A 22,908-nucleotide genomic window follows, 5' to 3' on the forward strand; every position below is an offset into this window, starting at 1 on the left:
AAATCAGGCACCCGGTTCTTCAAAGCCAGTGACTTCCAAACCAAATCCGTTCAAGCCATTAAAGGCTGATGGTTTACCCAATACGCGCATTTTTTTGACATGTAGACCAGCCAAAATTTGGGCACCAATGCCATACGTTTTGCTGTCCCATTGCCATGCTTGGTGCGCGCCTTTGGGTAGGGTTCGATCCAGCATGGTGGCGCCGGTTTCGGTGCGGTGCATCAAAATAATTACCCCTGCATCGGCTGCTTGAATGCGTTTTAACGCATCGGGTAATGGCCAGGTGTGGTGTTGGTTGGGCATCAAAAAATCCATGACGCTGAATGGCTCATGAACGCGCACCAATACTTCTTTATCTGGGCTTAGTTCGCCTTTCACCAAGGCTAAGTGGGTTTCGCCGGAAAGTTTGTCCACGTAAACATGCTGCCTGAAATCACCCCAAGTTGTGTGTATGGTGGTGTCGCCCATTTCTTCAATTAGGCTCTCATTGCGGCTACGGTATTCAATCAATGCGGCAATGGTACCGATTTTGATGCCATGTTCTTGCGCAAAGACTTCCAGCTGAGGCAAACGCGCCATCGTCCCATCGTCATTGATGATTTCGCATATCACTGCTGCCGGAATCAGCCCCGCCAATTGGGCTAAATCCACACTGGCCTCTGTGTGGCCTGCGCGTACCAGCACACCGCCTTTTTGCGCACGCAATGGGAAAATGTGGCCCGGTTGTACGATGTCTTCTGCCTTGGCAGTAGGGGATACAGCAGTTTGAATGGTAAGCGCGCGGTCTGCCGCAGAAATGCCGGTGGTGATGCCATTGGCCGCTTCAATGGAAACGGTAAAATTGGTGCCGTATTGAGCACCGTTGTGCTGTGTCATTAACGGTAAATTTAGCCGATCAACAATGTGTTCGTCCATCGGTAAACACACCAAGCCACGGGCATTCTTAATCATGAAGTTGATGGCGTCGGGGGTAACAAATTGCGCTGCCATAATCACATCACCTTCATTTTCTCGGTCTTCGGCATCGGTGAGGATAACCATTTTGCCCGCTTTGATGTCGGCAATGATTTCAGGAATAGTGGCAATACTCATAATAACGCACCTCATTATTTTTAACGTGGATATTGTACGCGTTTGTCCCTAAAGCAGCTATGCCTGCTCGAAGACATAGGTTTGCTTGAGCACAAGGCCTTGGGTGTTGATGTGATTTACCAAACCATAGGCTAAATCATTGCCATGATTCAATATTAAAATGGGGTTTTCGATTTAGATTGTGCCAAAACGCGCATGACAGTCTCTACCACCGCCTGAGTTTGCGGATCCAATTCTAGGTTGATGATGTCGCCTACTTGGCATTGGCCAAAAAGGGTTCGGGCGCGCGTTTCTGGAATCAAATGCACATTGAATTCATGATCGGTGACCTCGCCAATGGTGAGGCTGCAGCCATTCAAGCCAGCAAAGCCTTTGGTTAAGATATAAGGGCGTGTATTTTCAGGCAGCCTGAACCACACGGTGCGATTGTTGGGACTATCTTCTATGCGGGTGATTTCGGTGGTGGTGAAAATATGGCCGCTCATCACGTGACCGCCGATTTCATCACCAAAGTGTGCCGCTCGTTCGATGTTGACGGCATCGCCCACCTTCAGTTGTCCCAAATTGGTTGTGTTGAGGGTTTCGGCCATCAAGTCGAAATCCACTTCATCCTGATGAATCGTGGTTACCGTGAGGCAGCAGCCATTATTGGCAATGGATGCACCCACGGCCAGTGGATGCGCTAAAGCCTCTGCGGGCAGGCGCACGCGGTGAGTACGAAAATGGGTTTTGTCGGTGATGGCTGTCAGTGTGCCCAAACCTTGCACGATGCCGGTAAACATAACTGCGTTTCCTGAAAAATGGTGTTGGGTTGCAAAAAACACGTTGGCACGGTCTCTGTTTTGGCGAATGATTGAGCACCAATGGCGTTGACCATTAAAACCGATTCATCAGTGGGCACTACCGTCACAGCCGCCGAGCAACGATTTTCTTTTCAGCAGTCATTCTACATCAGACATACCATAACAGGCACTGTGTGCAAGAAATGTGGTGTTTTAAACGGTAATTTGAATGAAATAGGGATATAGGTGCCTGTTAATTGGGAAGGGCGGATCACCCTTATCTGGTGTAGATACCGCTCAAGCGTGAATGCTGGCGAATTGCTGATCTGCGGTCAGATTACCGGCAGTGCGCACTGCCATGGCGTGCATTCATTTGGGGCAATTTTAGATGTGGTTTTGGCCAGTATCGATGCTGTTTATTTGCCTTGTCTAACGGATTTTAAACGCAAGGCTTTGCGTTCCTCGGCCTCTTCAAAACGGCGGCGTTGGTCTTCGGTGGCAATACACAAAGGCGGTACCGGCACGGGTTTACCGTGGGCACCTACGGCCACCATGCTGAAATAGCAACTGTTGGTATGGCGTACCGTTCTTTTTTGAATGTTTTGGGCTTCGACACGGATGCCCACTTCCATAGACGTGCGACCTACGTGGTTGATCATGGCCTTAAAAGTGACCAATTCGCCCACGTGAATGGCTTCTTTAAAAATCACTTGATCCACGGACAAGGTCACCACGTATTCTCCTGAATAACGACTGGCGCACGCGTAGGCCACTTGATCCAAAAGTCTCAGCAAATCGCCGCCATGTACGTTGCCGTTGAAGTTGGCAAAATTTGGGGTCATCAGCACCGACATGGATAGTTCATGTTGAGCTGTATCGGTATAGGTATAAGGCGTTGATTCCATGATAAAGATAGGGTGTGGGTTATTAAAAAAATCTTCAGGCAGCCTAAATACAGCGCTCTATTAAAGCCAGCGTCTTTTGGCAAAAAATAATAACAAACTGGCAATAATCAATGCCATGCAGCCTAAAACCGCGAAATAGCCATAATGCCAATGCAGCTCGGGCATGAAATCAAAATTCATGCCGTAAATACCGGTAATCACGGTGAGCGGCATAAACAAAATGGTGATGACGGTGAGTACCCGCATTTGTTTATTCAGACGGTTGGATTGATACGATAAATGGATGTCCATCATACTCATTACCATGTCACGTGAGCCGTCTAATGATTCCATTAATTGCAAGCTGTGGTCATAGACGTCACGCAAATACACGTGGGTAGCAGCCGTGAAAAATTCAAAATCACCGCGTACCAGTTGATGGAGCATTTCTCGCTGTGGTAAAAGGGCGCGGCGCAGGCGCATGGCATCGCGTTTGAGCTGGTGTATGGGTACCAAAATGTTGTCGTTGTCCGCCATAAACAATTCTTTGTCTAGGCTTTCCACGCGGTTATTGAATTGCTCTAAAACCACGAAGTAATCATCAACTATGCGGTCAATGAAGGTATAGGCAAAGAAATCAATCGGCTTGTGGCGGATGTCGAAACGGTTTTGTTGAATGTAATTACGGATGATGCTGAATAAACCCAGCGGTTCGGCTTGAAAGGTGAGTACGAATTGCGGCCCGATAATCAGGTATACCTGATTGTATTGTAGCTTGAGTTTTTTATAGCTAAACACACGTGTGGCGACAAACAAATAATGGCCATAATCTTCAATTTTCGGGCGCTGCTTGTGGCTCAGTATGTCCTCAATCACCAAATCGTGGATACCAAACGGCTTGAGTAATTCGCGAAGCTTGGCATTGTCTTCGATGCCCACAAAATGCAGCCAAGCCAATTCACCGGGCTGCAAAGTAGGAATGTTGTTTGGGCCGATGTCTGCACCTGAAAAACTGCGCCGATTGGCGCCATCGCCATTAAAGGTCATGATGTCCAATGACTGTTTGGGCATGTCTTCGGTGCTGCTGCGACCCACCATCGAAGGCAGGTTGTTGACAGCAGTGAGATTGGTGTCGGTGGCGGTCATGGTTGAGTGGTTTCAATGCGTAATTGTAGGCCAATTTTGTGCCATAGCGCCGATTCCTGCCACAAGGCGCTGGTGGTTAAAGGGTTGTCTACCAGCCATTGGGCGCTGATGCTCAGCACACATTGTTTTTGCTTCGCATGGTATTGTAAATGGGCGCCAGCAGGCAGGTGTGCAGACTGACGGGCGCGACAAAACAAGGCAGCCAAACGCAAGGCCAGCATGGCCAACCACAATGTGGGTTCGCTGATGTATTCTGCCAATTTGCGCATGTCGCCACGGTGGCCCAGAATCAGTGTGGCCAAAATATGTTGCTCTTTGCGCGAAAAACCAGGCATGTCGGCTTGTTCCAAAATGTAGGCGGCATGCTTGTGGTAGCCGGTGTGGGCAATGGAGATGCCAATTTCATGTAGGTCTGCGGCCCAGCGTACATATTGTCGCCACAAGGCGATATCATTGATGGTTTGGTGCTGGGTTAATTCCAATAGCGCTTGGTCAGCCAAGTCTGCCACGCGTGTGGCTTGGGCAACATCTACTTGGTAGCGCTGTTGAAAATCAGCCACAGTTTGATTGCGCATGTCATCACCCAATTGACGGCCTATCATGTCGTACAATACGCCATCGCGCAAAGCCGCATCGGTGACCATCATGTCTTTGATACCCAATTCGGCAAAAGCGGCTGTCATGACGGCTAAACCGCCAATAAAGACCTCCATGCGGTCGGGCTTCAATCCTGCTAATTTGGCTTTTTTGACACTGCCTGCGGTGATAATGCGGTTGGCAATTTTACTCATTTGTTGCGCATTGATGCCATCTAGAGGCTCTTCACCCATCTCGATGACATCGCGGATGGAGCGGGCTGAACCAGAAGTGCCCACGGCAAAATTCCAACCGATGTTTTTTAACTCTTTGCTGATGCGCTGAATTTCTGCTCGCGCCGCATTCACGGCTGCCTGAAAGCTTTTGGCATCGACTTTGCCTTTGGGGAAAAAGCGCAAGCTATAGGTGACACAACCTAAATTCAAGCTTTCGGTAATGGCGGGTTGCAAATCTCGCCCAATCACAAACTCGGTGGAACCGCCGCCAATGTCGATGACCAACATTTTGTCGCCGTTGGGCGGCAGGCTGTGTACCACGCCGGTGTAAATCAAACGGGCTTCTTCGCGACCTGCAATAATTTCAATGGGAAAACCCAGCGCCGCTTCAGCTTTGGGCATGAATTGAGTGATGTTTTTGGCCACGCGAAAGGTGTTGGTGGCCACGGTGCGCACTTGATTGGGGGAAAAGCCGCGTAAGCGTTGGCCAAATTGAGCAAGGCAGGCCAAAGCACGCTGCTGCGATGCGTCATCCAAGTTTTTTTGATCATCTAATCCAGCCGCAAAGCGCACCATTTCTTTGATGGAATCCACCACTTGAAGCTGGCCGTTAAGCTGGCGGCAAATTTGTAAGCGAAAACTGTTGGAGCCTAAATCGACGGTGGCAAGCATATCGGGTGCGGTCATGAGTATGAATCAGCAGACTATCATCAAGATGCGGGCATGTTACCGCAGGCTGAGGTTGCTGTCATGCTTCATCCATTTCAGGCAGCCCGAAAGCGGCCTGAAAACCCTCAGCGAGCATAATAGGCGGTTAAACTGGCCTTGCCCAAACAATGAGCGTTGACCATAAATCCAGCCATGCTGGTGGTGGCATTGTCGGCCAAATCCAGCTTGGGTAGGTCAAGTGCGTAAAGGGTAAATATATAGCGGTGTGCTGGGTCACCTATGGGTGGGTAGCAACCCATGTAACCCAAACTTCCCCCATCGTTGCGCAATTGCCGCACCCCAGCAGGCATGCCACAGCCATCTGCGGCACCTGCATTGCGCGCAAGGGCAGTCGCGTGCGCTGGAATGTTGATGGCCAACCAATGCCACCAACCCGCACCACCTGTGGGGGCATCAGGATCGTGCATGGCGATGGCAAAACTTTGTGTGCCTTGGGGTGGGTGCTGCCACGCCAATGCAGGAGATTGGTTGTCGTGGTCGGCTTGGTATGAGGCATCCAGCTTGGTGCCTTCTGTGAATTCGGTGCTGGTGAGGGTAAACGTTGAATCGGGCATGATGACGACTCCTCATAAGACGATGAATAAAACAGCTGGGTATGAATACAGTGCGCTTTCAGCGCAGCCTACGGGCTGCCTGAAAGCAAGGGACTAGGCCAAAAGACGCAATAGGTTGCGCGATAATGCCGAGAGCATGGCCAAATCAGTTTGCTCAAAATGTTGCATGTCCCGAATTTGTTCGGCAGCATTGGCCAAAGCTTGTGTCAGCGTCTCGCGTGCTGTTTCGTCTTGGCCGCTGGCCAGCCATTTTTGTGTGGCCAAAAGATGCAATTGTTGCACATCTTCCCGCACGGCCAAGCAGGCCTGGTTTTGCCACTGATTGGCACGTGGTAAAGCCGCAATGGCTCGATAGAACCAGTCCATTTGCAAGGTATTCGACAAACTGAAATAGGCCGCTGCCACCGCTTCAATGGCACACTGTTGTGTCGAGCCTAAATCCACAATAGCCAATAAATTTTCGGCAAAAGGCAGCCGCGCCAACAAGGCCACTTCATGCTCCTCAAATACAGCCAAAGACTGCAAACGTGTTTCTTCATCGGCGATGTTGGCGTGTTCGCTGCTGGGGAGCCATGTGGCCAGCTGGCTCAACAAAGTGGCGATGGGGGCGCGGTAATGTTGAATAAGCAAACCCATGTCATCGCACGGCCATTGTCGACGCAGCAATTGCCGAGACACTCGGTTGAGTAAACGTGCCACACTGGCCATGAGTTGCATTTGGGTATCCGCGTGAATGCGGTTATCCAGGGCTTCTAGGTGGGCAAACCGTGTTTCACCATCGAATAATTCGCTCGCCACCCAATAGGCACGAACCACATCTGCTGCGGGTAAATTCATCTCTGTGGTCAAACGCTGCACAAAGCTTAGGCCCATTCGGTTGACCACGCGATTGGCCAATTGATTGGCAATGATTTCGCGCTTGAGATAATGCGTTTGCATGGTTGCCTGAAAGCGGCTTTGTAAAGCGGGCGGGAAATAATGTGTCAATACCGGCAAGAAATGCGCGTCATCGGGTGCATCGCTTTCCAATAGTTGGCTTTGTAGGTGGATTTTACTGTAGGCCAACAATACCGCTACTTCTGGATTGGTGAGGCCTTGCTGTTTGGCATCGCGCTCTTTGATTTGGGCGTCATTGGGTAGGAATTCCAAACTGCGGCTTAAGCCGCATGCGTTTTTAAATACTGTATCAATGCCACATGTGCCGATAAAAAAGCATGTGGATTGAGTTGATTCATGGCCAATATTTGCGTTTGCAGGTAATTGTTGCGCAGTACCAATTGCGCCACATCATCGGTCATGGCGCGCAGCAGTTCGTTGCGTTCTTGTAGATCCATGCGGCCATGTTGAATTTCACTGCCCAGCAAAATTTTGATGTTGACTTCATGGTCGGAGCAATCCACCCCTGCCGAATTATCAATGGCATCGGTGGCGCAGCGGCCACCGTGTTGCCAAAATTCAATGCGACCTAATTGGGTAGCACCTAAATTACCACCTTCACCCAATACTTTGGCGCGCAATTCGTTGCCATCCACTCGGACGTCATCGTTGGCACGATCTTGTGCTTGGCTATGGCTCTCACTGCTGGCCTTAATGTAGGTGCCGATGCCGCCGTTGTAGAGTAGCTCTACTTCTGCCTTGAGTAGCGCGTGAATCAATGCGGTGGGGGCGATGCTGTCTACATCCAGTTGCAGCCATGCTTTCACTTCTGCCGATAGCGGAATGGTTTTTAGGCTGCGTTCAAACACGCCGCCACCGGCTGAAATCAAAGTTGTATCGTATTGTTCCCAGCCTGCTACGGCTGTAAACAATCGTTGGCGTTCAGTGTAGCTGCTGGCCGCATCCGGGCACGGGTCAAGGAAAATATGGCGGTGATTAAAGGCTGCCTGAAGGCGGATGTGTGGCGAGAGCAACATGCCGTTGCCAAAAACATCGCCAGCCATGTCGCCAATGCCGATAACGGTGAAATCTTCGCTTTGGATGTCTTTGCCCAAATGGCGGAAATGCCGTTTGATCGATTCCCATGCCCCTCGAGCAGTGATGCCCATGCCTTTGTGGTCATAGCCAGCTGAACCGCCGGAAGCAAAGGCGTCATCAAGCCAAAAGCCATGCATTTGGGCAATGTCGTTGGCAACATCGGAAAAGCGCGCGGTGCCTTTGTCGGCGGCCACTACCAGATAAGGATCATCCTCATCACGCCGATGCACGCGTTGCGGTGGAACGATATGCCCTTGTACCCAATTATCGGTCAAATCCAGAAGTGCACTGATAAACAGGCGATAGCAAGCCACACCCTCGGCAGCATAAGCTTCCCGTTCGCTGGGCGGCGGCAGTTGTTTGCACACAAATCCACCTTTGGAGCCATGTGGGATAATCACCGCATTTTTAACCATCTGCGCTTTCACTAAGCCCAGCACCTCGGTGCGAAAATCTTCTTGTCGATCAGACCAGCGCAATCCGCCTCGGGCCACTTTTGCGCCCCGCAAATGGACACCTTCCATGCGTGGGCTATACACCCAAATTTCAAATAAAGGCCGTGGTTGCGGTAGAAAGGGGATGGTGCCGGAACGAATCTTGAAACTGACGGTAGCAGGATACGCTGAATGGTTTCCAGACTGCCAAAAATTGGTGCGCTCAATCGCCAAAATCACGGTGAGAAAGGCATTGAGCATGCGATCTTCATCTAAGTTGGGTACGGCTGCCAGCAACGCTTGTAGGGCTGCCTGAACCGATTTCGCCTGCTGCTCATCTGCATGCTCAGGATGCAAGCGAGCATAAAATAACTCGACCAAACCAGTCACGATTTTGGCGTGCCGCATCAGGCACTGAGCAATGTAGTCTTGACCAAACGGCAACCCCGCCTGTTTTAAGTATTTGGCCAGTGCCCGCAGCAACACGCTGTCGCGCCAGTGAATGCCCGTTGCCGCCACGAGCGCATTGAAGCGATCATTTTCTACGCTACCGGCCCAAACCGCCTGCAACAAAGCCAACCACTCTTGCTGGGTAGCCGATTCTTGCAAGTAAGCGCTATTGAGGCCTTCGGCGAGGGCCAAACTAAAGTGGCTGAGCCCTACGGTGTTTTGGCGCCGTTTCAAGCGGAACGGTTCTTCCGCATAGACGCTCAAACCCATGTTTTCGATGATGGGCAAGGTACGGGTTAGGCTCGGGCTGCGCTTGGGAAAATACATATTCAGCCACCACGGCGCATTGTCGTTTTCCGGTTGGCTGCCAAAGCGCAATTCCAATTTTTGGGCATCGCCACCGCTTTGTTCATCTAGGTGCGCAATGGCCTGTATGTCGCTGACGGCAGTGGTGGGATGAAAATGCTCGCGATAGCCGGCGCTGAATGCTTGATCATAATCGGCCAAGGTCTCGGCGGAAAATCCTGCTGCCAGAGCAGCTTGCTGCCAATCGCTTTGCCAACCGCGTACCAAGGTATGGATATCTTGTTCTAACTGACGATGATCAAAGTTGGGCAAGGTGGCAGCCTGTGTGCGGAAGACAAAATGCACTCGGGCCAGCTGGCTATCTCCCAGCAGTTGGACATTAAAATCGGTTTCACCAGAAACAAATTGATCGGCCAGGAATTGTTGGACGCGCATGCGCATGTCCGTATCAAATTGGTCTCTAGGCAGGTATACAATGGCGCTCACATAACGTTTGAAATCGTCTACGCGGGTAAATAAGCGCACCCGCGGCCGCTCATTGAGCGCCACCATGCCACTGGCAATGTTGGCCAAATCGGCCGCATGGATTTCAAATAGTTCATCGCGTGGATATGTTTGCAGCACAAAATGCAGGGTTTTGTCTTTATAGCTATCGTGAATAAAATCACATTGATTGACGACGTAATCGGCTTTCTGGCGCAATATGGGAATATCCCATACGCTGGATAAGTAAGCTTTGGCGGTATACAGGCCGATAAAACGCCATTGGCCGATGACTTGGCCCAATTCATTGCGTTTTTGAATGCCGATTAAATCGTAATAGGCATTGCGGTGCAAATTGGCGCGGCGCTGGGATTTATTGAGTATCAAGCGATCGCCTTTGAGCCACGCTTTTTTGTCCTCCTCACTTAAGGCTGCAAAACCAGAGGAATAGGCATGCTGGCTCTGTGAGAGTACCCCCATCCGACTGTCAGCCACCATTTGTAGTTGCTGGTGTTGTTCACCATCGGCCACCAGTGCGTATTCGCAATAACCCATAAACAAGAAATGATTGTTGGCCAGCCAATCCAAATAGGCCACCACTTCGGCTTGATCAGCACGACCTTCTTCAATTATGGTTTCGCGAATGTGGGTCAACTGAGCACGCATCGTTTGTTCGTTGTCAACCACAGAGTGCAAGTCTCGCAGCATGCTATGCAGTGCCTCAGCCAACGCTGTTGCTTCATTTTCAGGTAGCCGCTGAATGGCCACCTGAATCAGAGATTCTTTATTTTGATCGGTATTTTTGCTGCGCATCCATTGTTTGATGTGTCCGCTGCTGTCGCGTTGAGCGGTGATGACTGGGTGTACCAGCCACTGCAATTGTGCATGGTGTTGATTGAGATTAACGAATAATGAATCAATCAAAAACGGCATGTCTTTGGTGACCATTTCAAATACGGTGGCATCGGGTGCAAAGGCGGCATCAGAATCATGCTGCTGGTAACGCAGCAAGGCTTCATTGGGCTCTCTGGGTTGTTGTGCGAAGGTGTAGTGCGAGTAGGCGGCAGCCAGCAGCTGTTGTTGGCTGTGGTTTTGTAAGTCGCCCATGTCGGCGTCTTCATAATAGTATTGTAAAAATAACGCAAAATTATCTGGGTAGCCTTGTGCGGCATCTTGCAGTGTTTGAATGAGTTGGTCTATGGCACTCATGGGGTTTCCTGAAGGGATGTCGTTACAAAAAATTGGCTACGTGAAGTCGGCCGGGTAATCAATTGACAACGCCATACATAATAAAAGAGCGGTAAACAGGGTGCGGGGATATTTTTGGCTTGCCATTGTTGATGCTCACCATACGGGTTTTGCTAGGCTTATTCAATCTCAAAAGGTGCTGCATTGCACAAAATAAACAAGGTCATGTTGATTAGGATGATGCAGAATTGGTGTGAAACCTTGATGACTATTCAGGAAGCTTAGATGGGGTTTGGGTTGGTTTTGAGAAGTGGCCGCTTAATGTTGTTAATCCTGTTTCTAGGCATTGAACATTGAGCATGGGCGTGGTTGTAAGTCATGTGTTTTGGGGTGTAGAACGAGCATCACCATAGGTAAGGCGGGTTTGAGTTAAGGGCCCATGAAGCACAAATATAAAATAGGCTGCCTGAACAATTCAGGCAGCCTATTTTGGCGTGATAGCGTTTTATTTCAATACTTCGGCCATGGCATTGGCGACATAATCAATATTTTGATTATTTAAACCGGCCACGCACATGCGCCCGTTATTGACCATATACACACCAAATTCAGTTTGCAGGCGTTCCACTTGAGCTGGATTCAATCCAGTAAAGCTAAACATGCCGCGCTGTTTGGTGAAATAGGAAAAATCACGCCCAGGTACTTTGGCGCTCAACGCGTCTTGTAATTTCTGGCGCATGGCACGAATGCGGTCACGCATTTCATATACCTCGCCCACCCACTGGGTAAACAGTGCATCGTCATTCATCACGCGATCAACCACATGACCACCATGAGAAGGTGGGCTGGAATACAGTTTACGTACAGTAAATTTGAGCTGGCCTTGAACCAATTTGGCCTCTTCGGCAGAAGGGCATACTACAGACAAGCCGCCGACGCGTTCACCGTACATCGATAAATTTTTGGAGAAAGAATTGCTGACAAAGACGCTCAATCCTCTAGCCACTGCTTGGCGAATGGCATAAGCGTCTGCATCCATGTCTTCGCCAAAACCTTGGTAGGCAATGTCCATGAAAGGCATCAGTTTTTTATCTTGAATGATGGTCAGCACTTCATCCCATTGTGCAGGGCTCAAATCCACCCCAGTGGGGTTGTGGCAGCAAGGATGCAGTAATACCACGTCGCCTTCATTTAAACCCTTCAAAAAATCAGTCATCTCGGCGAATTTAACACCAATGGTGGCCGGATCGTAGTAGGGATATTTGCCTACTTCAAAACCCGCTCCTTCAAAGATACTGATGTGATTTCCCCATGTGGGATTGCTGACATAGACTTTGGCTTTTGGGAACCAATGACGAATAAATTCTGCCCCCACGCGCAAAGCACCTGAGCCGCCTAAGCTGGCGATAGTGGCAATTCGCTGTGCTTTCACGGCTTCATTATCGGCACCAAAAAGTAAATGCTGGCAGGCCAAACGGTAACCAGGCAGCCCATCCATGGGTAAGTAAGGGCGGGGTTGTGGCGGATTGGCCATTTGTGTTTCCACGGCTTTGACGCAATTCAAAACCGGCAGGCGTCCTGCTTCATCGTAATACACGCCCACACCCAAGTTGACTTTGTTGCTGCGGGTGTCTTCTTTAAATTTGTCCATCAGCCCCAAAATGGGGTCGCCAGGATAAAATTCGACATGTTGAAACATGGGGTTTTCCTTATGGAGACTGTTGCATCAGCCAGCCTGAGCTCAAGCAGGCCCTAAAAATGAAGTTAAAATTGTACTCTGATTGTTTTGGTTAAGCGATTGTCTTGCTCGCCTATTTCTTGCGAAATACCAAATCCCATACCCCGTGCCCGAGGCGCTTTCCGCGCGCTTCAAATTTGGTTTCTGGGCGGTAATCAGGTGTGGGTGCGTAGGCATCAGCCGTATTATTCAATTCGGGAAATGCATTCAGTACGGCCAGCATTTGTTCAGCATATTCTTGCCAGTCGGTGGCCAGATGGAGATAGCCACCGCTTTTGAGCTTGGGTAAAAGCTTGGAGACAAAAGGGGGCTGAATCAAGCGGCGTTTATTGTGGCGCTTTTTGTGCCAAGGATCTGGGAAAAAGATGTGTATGCCATCTAGGCTTTTATCCGCCAACATATTATCGACCACCTCAACAGCGTCATGTCGCATCACCCGCAGATTAGAGAGTTGTTGTTCGTCAATCAGCTTGAGTAAATTGCCTACGCCGGGGCCGTGTACATCAATCGCCAAAAAATCATTTTCAGGCAGCCTGGAGGCAATCTCTGCTGTGGCCGTGCCCATACCAAAGCCAATTTCCAGAATTTTAGGTGCAGAACGGGAAAAATATTGATCTAAATCGACTGTTTGGCCTTGGTAATCCAGGCCAAATTGTGGCCATAAAGTATCAATAGCGCGTTGTTGTGCTGCGGTCATGTGGCTTTGGCGCAATACGAAGCTGCGTATGCTGCGGGGATGAGCGGTGTCTGGCGTTGATGCTTCAGCCGGCATGTGGACGGGTTGATTGTGCGAAGAAGGCATGGGTGATCACTATTAATGAGTAGATGAAGGCAGGTAATTCGCCAGTGCTGCGTGTAATTGAGTGTGGGTAATGTGGTCGGCCATGCTGGCCTGTCCCAGTTGATTCAGTACCACAAAGCGCAGATGGCCATCTTGGACTTTTTTATCGTGTTGCATATGGCGCATCCAAGCGTCCAGCGACATGTGTGGTGGCTCCGTTGGCAGAGCATAGGCCTGAAGGAGGCTGATTACGCGTTGGGTATCTTGGGCACTCAGATAACCCAATTCTTCGGATAAGCGGCAAGCCAAGACCATGCCAGCGGCTACGGCTTCTCCGTGCAGCCAAGTGCCATAGCCCATTTCTGCTTCAATCGCGTGACCAAACGTATGGCCTAAGTTTAAATATGCCCGGATGCCCTGTTCCTTTTCATCTTGCGCTACTATGTCGGCTTTCATTTGGCAGCAATGGGCGATCATGTGTGCCAATGCTTGGGGGTCTTGTGCTGTAATGGATGAACTGTTTTGTTCCAGCCACGTCAAAAAAGAAGCGTCGCCCAAAAGGGCATATTTGACCACTTCGGCCATACCTGCCGAGAATTCGCGCGGTGGGAGGGTTTTCAGGCAGCCTAAATCTGCCATCACGGCCTGCGGTTGGTAAAACGCGCCGATCATATTTTTGCCCAAAGGATGGTTAATGGCGGTTTTACCCCCAACAGAAGAATCAACTTGGCTTAGTAGCGTGGTGGGAATTTGGATAAAAGGCGCACCACGTTGGTAGGTAGCGGCAGCAAATCCAACCATATCACCAATCACGCCGCCACCCAGCGCAACCAAGGTGGTTTTGCGCTCGGCATGGTGCCGCATGAGTCCATCAAAAATCAGGTTGAGGGTTGACCAATTTTTGTGGGCTTCGCCATCGGGTAAAATGATGCTGAAAAAGTCACTGTTTAATTCACTAAATATCCGTTGCCAGCGCTCTAAATACAACGGAGCAACTGTTTCATTTGTCACGATGGCGATTTTCTGGCCGACATAAGGCATGAGAAGCGAGGCAGCGTGTTGGGATAAATCGCCATCAATGAAAATGGGATAGGCATGAGAAGACGTGTGGACGGTTAACGAATGCATGAATGTGACTCTAAAGAAAGCGTATGGATGATTCTGGATAGTGTTTGTTGGGCATATTGGTCATTCACGTCAATGATGTGGTGTGCCGCCGAACGATAAATGGGATCGCGCTGAGCATACAAATCTTGCAGCTTAGCCAATGGATCCGCCACTTGTAATAATGGACGGTTTTTGTCATAACGCGTGCGCATCAACAACAATTCTGGTTGCGCATGTAGATACACTACTTGGCCACGAGAGCGTAATTTCTCTCGATTGGTGGGCTGCAAAATGGCGCCACCGCCGGTGGCCAAGACAATATTGGTTTTTTGGGTAATTTCATCAATCACTGCGGCTTCTCTGGCCCGAAAACCGGCTTCCCCTTCCAGTTCAAAAATGGTGGGAATGCTGACGCCGGTGCGGACGCATATTTCCTGGTCGCTGTCATAAAATGCGCGACTCAGTTGCAGTGCCAATTGTTTGCCCAAGGTGGTTTTACCCGCCCCCATCAAACCAATTAGAAAAAGATTGCCAGCCATGGTGTCCATGGCTGGCATTTTAACCGAAGGCGAGCACTTACGCACCCGCTTGTAATGGTTTTAGTAACGCAAAGCGCTGCCCGTGGTGTTCATGATGCGCGGGGTGATGAAAATCAACAGTTCATTACGCGTTTGACTTTTTTTCTGGTATTTAAACAAGTTGCCAATAACAGGAATATCACCTAATAAAGGTACTTTATCTTGGCTGTTGGCATTTTCTTCTTGGTAGATACCACCCAGAATTAAAGTGCCACCATTTTCGACCATGGCTCGAGTATCAACACTTTTAGTGTTAATACAAGGCTCTGAAGCGGTACAGGTATAATCAGGGCTATCTTTATTTACTTTTACATCCATAATGATGTTGCCATCAGGTGTAATTTGCGGCAACACTTTCAAAGACATCACGGCTTTTTTGAAGCTAATGGAAGTGGCGCCACTGGAAGAAGCTTCTTGGTATGGAATTTCCGTACCAGATTCAATCGAAGCTTCTTTGCGGTCTTGGGTTAATACACGCGGGCTGGAAATGATTTTGGTTTTACCTTCGGCTTGGCTGGCGGACAACTCCAGACCCAATGCACCAGAAGCAAAACTATGAACCAATGCAATGGAGGAGGTGGCGGCGCTTGCAGGTAAATTAACATTAGGATTTAAATTGAATAAACCTGTGGAGTTACTGGCATTATTGGCCGTATTTGAGTTATTGATTGCGTCACTCCAGTTAGAGCCCCAGTGATTTGAGCCTGAACTCTTATGAAAACCGAATTTAACACCCAATTCCCTAGAAAAACTGTCTGTGGCTTCAACAATTCGGGCCTCAATCATTACTTGCTGAGCAGGCACATCCAATTGTGCAATTAAGCGTTCAAATTTTTTCACCACCGAAGCAATATCCGTGATGATTAAGGTATTGGTCGCAGGATCAATCAATGCGCTACCGCGTGCTGATAATATGGTGTTGCTGTTGCCATTGCTACTACTGCTGCTGCCATCTTCCAATTTCAAAATCTTGCGGAATTCTTCCACATTCTTGTATTTCAACTGAAAAGTTTGCGACAGCAAAGGACCCAATGTGTCAATTTCGTTTTGCGCTTGTAAAACCGATTTATCTCGAGCTAAGAGTTCGTCACGTGGAGCCACGTTGATGATATTGCCCTCGCGACGCGAGTCTAAATTGCGGGATTGCATCACCAAATCGAGTGCTTGATCCCATGGAACATCTTTGAGGGAGATCGTCATCTTCCCTTGCACGCTGTCGCTAGCGACAATGTTCATGCCGGATTCTTTAGCCAATATCTGTAAGATGGTACGTACATCCACATCTTGGAAATCCAAAGACACGCGCCGCCCATTGAAGGACTTCGTGTTCGTTTTAAGCCCGCTGGCGGCCACGTCGGTATTGGCAGAAACTTCAATGATTTGATTGCCACCCGTGGTGCGTTGGGTATAAGCCCAGTTGCCTTGCATTCGTAGAGTAAGTTCTGTGTCATTCCCAAGGCGGCGTAGCTGTACAGTGCGTACTGGGGTACTGAAGTCAGCAACATCTAAATTTCGCTGTTGTTCTGTAGGCAGTGGGTTATTTTTATAAGTAAAAATCAAACGATCACCTTGGCGTTTTACTGAAGGTGTGCCTTGCAGTGAAGAAACATTCACAGAAACGATGCCAGAGTTGTTGCGACCTTTACGGAAGTCAACACTAATCGGGGCAGTAGGAATTGCCGATGTGCTTACTGCACCTGTAGAAGCAGATGATTGTGTGATCACTTGCTCATTGATGGTGGCGATGGGTAGTGGAGGGGGTGTTACCGTTGAGGTCAAAGGTGCTGCAGTGGCCGTTTTGGATTCTTGTACATAAATCCATACTTCTTGGCCTTTGACTTCTGCGTTGTATTGGCCGCTTTTATTCAATGATAAAACCACACGAGATCGGCCGGCGCTTTGTACCGCTTCGATTTGTTTGAGCAGTGCATCGCTGTATTCTAATTCATTTTGTGCCATGGATACGCCCGTATCGGCAAAGTCCAAAGCAATTCGGGCAGGGGCGTCTGTGGTGAAACCACTGGGCAACACTGCGCCATGATCAAATTTAATTTTGATGACCTTTTGTTTATTCGGCAAAGAGCTTACGTTGATTCCGGTAATATTGCCTGCCCATACGTTTTGACACAGCAAGCCCAAGCCCAAAGCAGACATGATTGTAATGGTTTTGATTTTCATCGTTTAATCCCTAATGGTTTACTGATTTTTAGCGTTGGAGGCAGAGCCTGCGCCCGGTTGCCCATTGTTGCCTGAATCATCGGCTTCGAGGGGCTTGGTGATACGACGGTTGGTCCAATTGCCATATGTGTCTTCTACCAATTCAGTGATGACCAGTGAATCAGGCGTGATCGCGCTGATACGGCCATAGTTTTGGCCCATGTAGTTGCCTAGGCCAACTGTGTAGACATGGCCATCGGCCACCACAAAAGCAGAAGGGGCCTTGCCCTTGGCTTGAAATGAGCCGACATATTTCAAACTTTCAAGGCTGAAATTTTCTAAAATTTGCTTGGGTCGGTTGAAATTCGGTGAGTTGGCACCTTGCATCCCTACCTTCAGGCGCGCGGGGTCAAAATCATTGAGGCCAGTCATTGCCGGAGGGGTATAAGTCGCCATCGCTGATAAAGATGGGGGCGCTGCCTTTTGTATTTTGGCTTTGGCCTGTTGGCGGGTATTTTGCATCCATTCTTGTAAGTCTTCATCTGGCGAGGAGCAACCCGCTAAAGTAAGCATCCCCAAGAGTAATATTAAATATTTGTTCATTTTTAGTCGCTCAAAACGATAATTCATCAAATAGGATTGTTTGTTCACCAGCCATCATGTCATGTTATGGATTCTGGTTTCCTTGGCTATTATTTTTGTTTTTTTCGTTTTCTGTATTGGCTTGGCCGGGAGGCAGTGATTTATAGGTATTGGCAATTGCCCCTAAAGTTAAATCAGCCGTCTTATCATTTTTTTGTAGATTTAAGGTATCTAGAGTCACGATACGAGACAATTTGCCCACATCTCGAGTGAATTGGCTAATTTGATTGTAGCTGCCGCTCAAGGAAATACTGTAGGGCAGTTTTTGAATGGCTCCGTCATTAACAACAGGATTTGGTGTCACGCTGTCCATGCGCAAACCGTTGCTTGCGGCTGCCTGATGCAGTTCTTGAATGAGGTTAGGAATCTCTGCTTCAGTGGGCAATTGCTTCAGTAGAATCGTATAAGTACTGTTAATTTGTTTTAATTCTGCTTTTAAAGCATCCAGATTGGCTGCCTGAAGGCTTTTTTGAGTATAGGTTTGCTTGAGTGTTTCTTCTTCTTGGCTCAATTGGTCTATTTGGCTCAATTGATCTCGATATAAGGCAAAATAGGCCAACACCACAATAAATATTGTCAATACTACCGCCAAAACCATTTTGGCTGGCTGATTGAGTTGGTATAGATTATTGATATTGACTTCGTTTAGTTTAATTTTGTTAGCCATGTTTTAATTCCTAATTGGCGAAAGGTTTTGCCATTAATGCCATTATTGAGCCACGCCGCTAGCAGGTGTGGGTGGTGCTGTCTTTTCTGCCTCAGACTGGCTAACCTCAGGTGCACTGGCCGGTGGTGGAGCCACGCTGGATGCGGCTGTAGGGGTGTTTTGGCTATTGGGTATGTTGACATTCACCTGTAGGCTGAATGATTGGGCGTCATTATCTCGTTTGATATTGAGCAATTCTGGGGTGCCAAACAAGCCCGTTGTCGGTAAATTGCGCATGAACACGGCAATCTTGCCGTCACTGATGGCTTTGCCATTGATAACATAGGTGGATGGATTTTTGTCTTGGGGCGTAATGCTGGTCAGATAGAGGCCATCGGGTACCAAGGTATTTAAGGTATCCAGAATCCGAGCTGCTTCAAAGCGTTTATTTTCCAGCACTTCCACCTGATCTTTTCTTGCTAGAAAATTGTCTCGCTCGGCTTGCAGTTTTTTGATTTGGACGATTTCTGTATCCAGTTGGGCAATACCACTTTTCAAAACTGTATTGCGTGATTCTTGGGCACTAACACGAGCGGATAACGCAAAATAGCCCAATATAGCTAAGCCAATGCCGGCCAAGAGCGCAAACAACATCAGATATTTAAACTGCTGCTTTTGTTTTTGTACCAATGCTTCGCGGTATGGAAGCAGATTAATTTTAATGATTTGTAGCATCTTACAATCCCCTAACGGCCAAGCCAAAAGCAACATTTAATACATTACTGTCTTGCGTGAATTGTTGGGCGTCGACCTGATTGCTGAGTTGGGCCAGCGTCACCGGATTCACTTGCTGTGAAGAAATATGGATTTGATTTTGAATTTTTTCGGCCAAACCTTGGCTGCCTGCACCGCCATGACCCGAAATTAAAATGCTTTGTACATCTGCATCGTTTTCTTGACTGATGGTGGTGTAATAAAATTGCAATACCCGTTGAATCTCTTGAATCAACTGAGTTTGAAAAGCACCCTCCACTTTGACCAAGTAATCTTCTGGTTTTTCAGGGTTATAAAGCAACTGCCACGCTTCTTCTTCGGTGAGTTGATAATTGCGTCGAATCAATTGCATCAACTGCTCTTGTCCTAAATTGATTTCTTGCTTATACAACAAGCGACCTTTACGTAAAATTAGTGCCTTGGTATCGGTATAGCCTAAATCGAAAACCGCAATGGTTTGTTCTGCCAGCTCAGCGTGTTGTTGATTAATCCAAGTATGAATGGCATTGATTACGGCAATTACATCTACATCCATTTGTGCTGGCGTGATACCGGCTGCATTGTAAGCGTCTATGCGTAAATCAACATCTTCTCTATTGCTGCTCACCAGTACAACGTCTTTGCCACTTGCCGCAGTATCGAGTTCGGCATAGTCATAGCTCAAGGCATCGATGTCGCCATGTTGGCTCAGTTCCATCTCAATGGATTCAGCTACACTGGCCTCATTGGTAAGTTCCAAATGTTGGAATTGAATATTAGTAAGTTTTTGGGGAATAGCAGTCGTGATGTTTTTGCAAGAAGTGTGGAATGTTTGCCACGCTTGTTGTAATTTTGCAACAAGTAAATCAAAGTCTTCAATGCTGGACCCATTAAAAATATTTTTAGGTAATGGGGAGATGAGGTATTTCTCAAGCTGGATTTGATTTAAACTGCGGGCATTCAGCTGCACCATACATATTGTTCGAGGGGTTACTTCAATGCCGACGGATTGCCCGGAAGCAGATACAGAAACCTTTGGATTCTTTAACTTTGTTTTGACATTTTTAATATGCATGGGGCCATTTTCCTGCATTTGTTTTGATGAACATGAGGATATTCAGATTAGGTATTTTCTGAACATTCCTAACACAACATGGCAAATAGTTTACTTGATTTTTAACATTCTTAGCAGCTCTAGATAAAATTTATTTGATTATGATTAGAAAAATACTGACTAGTGTAATTGGTTTAATTGTTGGCTTAGGTTTGTTTGGTGTGGGGCTATTGGCCATTGCAGTGATGGTGACTTACCCAAAATTGCCCACATTGGATGCGGTTACCCACTACCAGCCTAAAATGCCTTTAATTATTTATTCTTCTGATGAGAAAATTCTTGGTCAGTATGGTGAAGAGCGTCGAGCGTTTACCAAAATTGATGATTTTCCCAAAGTACTCAAAGAAGCCGTGATTGCTGCCGAAGACAAAAGGTTTTATGAGCATGGCGGTGTTGATTTCACCGGTATTGCGCGTGCCTTGGTCTCTAATCTAACTGGAGGAGTCCAATCAGGCGCAAGTACGATTACGCAGCAAGTGGCTCGTAACTTTTACCTTACCAATGAACGTACTTACACACGCAAATTCAATGAAGCCTTATTGGCATACAAGATTGAACAGCATCTGAGCAAGGATCAAATTTTAGAGCTTTACTTCAACCAAATTTATTTGGGGCAGCGTGCTTATGGTTTTGCTGCTGCCGCGCAAGTATATTTTAATAAGCCGGTACAGCAATTGGATTTGGCTGAATCGACGATCTTGGCCGGTTTGCCTAAAGCGCCTTCTACTTTTAACCCCATTGTCAATCCCAAACGAGCCAAGTTGCGCCAGCACTATATTTTAAACAATATGGTTGAAATGGGCGTGATTACCAAAGCACAAGCCGATGCTGCTTACGCAGAGCCCATGCATTATGAGCATTATCAATTGGCCATCAACCAGGATGCTTTATATGTAGCAGAAATGGTGCGACAACAAATGTATGAGAAGTATGGTGATGCAGCTTATACCCAAGGCTTTAGGGTTTATACCACGGTTAACTCTCAAGACCAGGCGGTGGCCACCAAAGCATTACGCCAAGCATTGTCGAATTTTGACCGAGGAGCTCGGTATCGAGGGGCTGAAGGTTTTTTTGATTTAAGCAAATTCCCAGAAGATGTTCGAGATGAAGCCATCGAGCAGTATTTGTCGAGCCTTTCCCCTGTAGACGGTATGGTTCCAGCTGTTGTGGTTCGGATACAAGCCAATAGTCTGGTTGCATATATTGCTGGGCAGGGTGAGGTCACCATTGGTGGTAGTAGTTTTTCTTGGGCTAAAGGCGCCGTCAATAACAAAAAGTTGGGAGATGATGCATTGCGCGAAGGCGCGGTGATTCACGTGCAAGGCCAAGGGCAGGCTTACCGCATCGTGCAACAACCGGAGTTGCAAGGTGCACTAGTAGCCTTGGATGCCCAAACGGGTGCTGTCCGAGCATTGGTTGGTGGGTATGATTTTTACCGTAAATCGTTTAATCGAGCGACACAGGCTAAACGACAACCTGGTTCATCCTTCAAACCATTTATTTATTCAGCAGGCATAGCAAAAGGCTTTACGATGCTACAGTGGTGAATGACGCACCGATCGCCTTACCGGGTATGGGTGCCAACGGCAGCGTTTGGATGCCGAAAAATTCAGATGGTCGTTATTCAGGCCCCATGAGTTTACGCCAAGCGCTAACGTGGTCGAAAAATATGGTCAGCATTCGCATTTTAATGGCCATGGGCGTGCCTTATGCCAAAGATTATATACAGCGGTTTGGTTTTAAAGCCGACCAGATTCCAGCCTCACTATCCATGGCTCTGGGCAGTGGCTCCGTTTCGCCTATGCAAATGGCAGAAGGTTATGCGGTGTTTGCCAATGGTGGTTATAAAGTATCCAACTATGTGATTGATAAAATATATGATGGCCGCGGTACGCTCAGGGCGCAAATGCAGCCGTTGGTGGCCAATCAAAACGCGCCGCAGGTCATTGACCCACGAAATGCGTTTATCATGTACCACATGATGCAAGATGTGGTGAATTTAGGTACGGCTTCACGCGCGCGCTCACTCGGCCGTAGTGATATCGCAGGTAAAACAGGGACCACCAATGATAACGTTGATGCATGGTTTGTTGGGTTTAATCCCAATTTGGTGACAGCAGTCTATGTTGGTTTTGATAAGCCACGCAGTATGGGGCGTGCTGCGTTTGGTGGAACGATTGCATTGCCAATTTGGGTGGACTATATGAAATATGCACTCAAAGGGAAGCCCAATGTCAATGTACCTACTCCAAAGGGCGTGGTTCAGCGCGGTCGTGATTATTTCTTGCAGGAATATACCTCTACCAATCCTGATTTGCCTTTGGATAATCGCGCAGATGGGCCTGTGGATCGTCCTGCGCGCAACAATGATGATGCGCCTGATGGTGGTGATGCTGGGGGCGGTGAAGCGGATACGGAAGCACAAACGCCTGCTAACAACACGCAATTGGATTCGCTGTTTTGAGTCGTTACAAAAAACAAAAAACCAAGCCTTAAGGCTTGGTTTTTTGTGAGTAATATTCAAATATGATGAATTCGTATTCAGGCAGCCCACCAGG

At 48.1% G+C, this 22,908-nt stretch carries 17 protein-coding genes and 1 pseudogene; 1 reads left to right on the forward strand and 17 read right to left on the reverse strand.

What is annotated here, in order from left to right:
* Positions 1-3: 3 nt before the first annotated feature.
* The 17 genes from ribBA to pilM form a co-directional block, all read right to left on the reverse strand.
* Positions 4-1,092 (reverse strand): bifunctional 3,4-dihydroxy-2-butanone-4-phosphate synthase/GTP cyclohydrolase II, encoded by a 1,089-nt coding sequence (gene ribBA / locus A2F46_RS00255; RefSeq protein WP_066565453.1) that lies wholly within the window; start codon positions 1,090-1,092, stop codon positions 4-6.
* Between the two features lie 155 nt (positions 1,093-1,247).
* Complete coding sequence (locus A2F46_RS00260; RefSeq protein WP_066565454.1) at positions 1,248-1,874, reverse strand: riboflavin synthase; 627 nt, start codon at positions 1,872-1,874, stop codon at positions 1,248-1,250.
* A gap of 416 nt (positions 1,875-2,290) precedes the next feature.
* On the reverse strand, positions 2,291-2,779 hold the full coding sequence (locus A2F46_RS00265; RefSeq protein WP_066565456.1) for an acyl-CoA thioesterase: 489 nt from the start codon (positions 2,777-2,779) through the stop codon (positions 2,291-2,293).
* A 60-nt stretch (positions 2,780-2,839) separates the two neighbouring features.
* Complete coding sequence (gene corA, locus A2F46_RS00270; protein WP_066565458.1) at positions 2,840-3,904, reverse strand: magnesium/cobalt transporter CorA; 1,065 nt, start codon at positions 3,902-3,904, stop codon at positions 2,840-2,842.
* Positions 3,901-5,409, reverse strand: a complete 1,509-nt coding sequence (gene ppx, locus A2F46_RS00275; protein WP_369796292.1) for an exopolyphosphatase — start codon at positions 5,407-5,409, stop codon at positions 3,901-3,903. Before ppx ends, corA begins: the two co-directional genes overlap by 4 nt.
* Positions 5,410-5,510: 101 nt before the next feature.
* On the reverse strand, positions 5,511-5,999 hold the full coding sequence (locus A2F46_RS00280) for a YbhB/YbcL family Raf kinase inhibitor-like protein (protein WP_066565461.1): 489 nt from the start codon (positions 5,997-5,999) through the stop codon (positions 5,511-5,513).
* Between the two features lie 93 nt (positions 6,000-6,092).
* Positions 6,093-7,148, reverse strand: coding sequence for an NAD-glutamate dehydrogenase domain-containing protein (locus tag A2F46_RS12820; RefSeq protein ID WP_231867655.1), 1,056 nt, complete (start codon positions 7,146-7,148; stop codon positions 6,093-6,095).
* An 8-nt stretch (positions 7,149-7,156) separates the two neighbouring features.
* Complete coding sequence (locus A2F46_RS00285; RefSeq protein WP_231867656.1) at positions 7,157-10,855, reverse strand: NAD-glutamate dehydrogenase domain-containing protein; 3,699 nt, start codon at positions 10,853-10,855, stop codon at positions 7,157-7,159.
* A gap of 484 nt (positions 10,856-11,339) precedes the next feature.
* Positions 11,340-12,533 carry an amino acid aminotransferase gene (locus A2F46_RS00290; RefSeq protein ID WP_066565463.1) on the reverse strand — a complete coding sequence of 398 codons (1,194 nt, stop codon included), beginning with the start codon at positions 12,531-12,533 and terminating at the stop codon, positions 11,340-11,342.
* Positions 12,534-12,645: 112 nt separating this feature from the next.
* Complete coding sequence (trmB, locus tag A2F46_RS00295) at positions 12,646-13,344, reverse strand: tRNA (guanosine(46)-N7)-methyltransferase TrmB (protein WP_066565464.1); 699 nt, start codon at positions 13,342-13,344, stop codon at positions 12,646-12,648.
* A 42-nt stretch (positions 13,345-13,386) separates the two neighbouring features.
* A complete protein-coding gene (gene aroB, locus A2F46_RS00300; protein WP_066565465.1) occupies positions 13,387-14,481 on the reverse strand; it encodes a 3-dehydroquinate synthase in 1,095 nt (364 codons plus the stop codon).
* Positions 14,469-15,008: a shikimate kinase gene (locus A2F46_RS00305; protein ID WP_369796289.1), complete on the reverse strand. Its 540-nt coding sequence runs from the start codon at positions 15,006-15,008 to the stop codon at positions 14,469-14,471. Before A2F46_RS00305 ends, aroB begins: the two co-directional genes overlap by 13 nt.
* Before the next feature lie 51 nt (positions 15,009-15,059).
* Positions 15,060-17,216, reverse strand: a complete 2,157-nt coding sequence (pilQ, locus tag A2F46_RS00310; protein WP_082783514.1) for a type IV pilus secretin PilQ — start codon at positions 17,214-17,216, stop codon at positions 15,060-15,062.
* Between the two features lie 18 nt (positions 17,217-17,234).
* Complete coding sequence (locus A2F46_RS00315) at positions 17,235-17,798, reverse strand: pilus assembly protein PilP (protein ID WP_066565853.1); 564 nt, start codon at positions 17,796-17,798, stop codon at positions 17,235-17,237.
* 64 nt (positions 17,799-17,862) lie between these two features.
* Positions 17,863-18,504: a type 4a pilus biogenesis protein PilO gene (locus tag A2F46_RS00320; protein WP_066565469.1), complete on the reverse strand. Its 642-nt coding sequence runs from the start codon at positions 18,502-18,504 to the stop codon at positions 17,863-17,865.
* Between the two features lie 42 nt (positions 18,505-18,546).
* Entirely contained in the window at positions 18,547-19,218 is a 672-nt protein-coding gene (locus A2F46_RS00325) for a PilN domain-containing protein (RefSeq protein ID WP_082783515.1), read from the reverse strand.
* A 1-nt stretch (position 19,219) separates the two neighbouring features.
* A complete protein-coding gene (pilM, locus tag A2F46_RS00330; RefSeq protein WP_197457497.1) occupies positions 19,220-20,311 on the reverse strand; it encodes a type IV pilus biogenesis protein PilM in 1,092 nt (363 codons plus the stop codon).
* A 140-nt stretch (positions 20,312-20,451) separates the two neighbouring features.
* Here pilM and A2F46_RS00335 point away from each other — a divergent pair.
* A pseudogene (locus A2F46_RS00335) lies at positions 20,452-22,814 on the forward strand (penicillin-binding protein 1A).
* Positions 22,815-22,908 lie beyond the last annotated feature (94 nt).

Origin of the sequence: Snodgrassella sp. CFCC 13594 (assembly GCF_001590725.1) — a bacterium.
Taxonomy (GTDB): domain Bacteria; phylum Pseudomonadota; class Gammaproteobacteria; order Burkholderiales; family Neisseriaceae; genus Snodgrassella.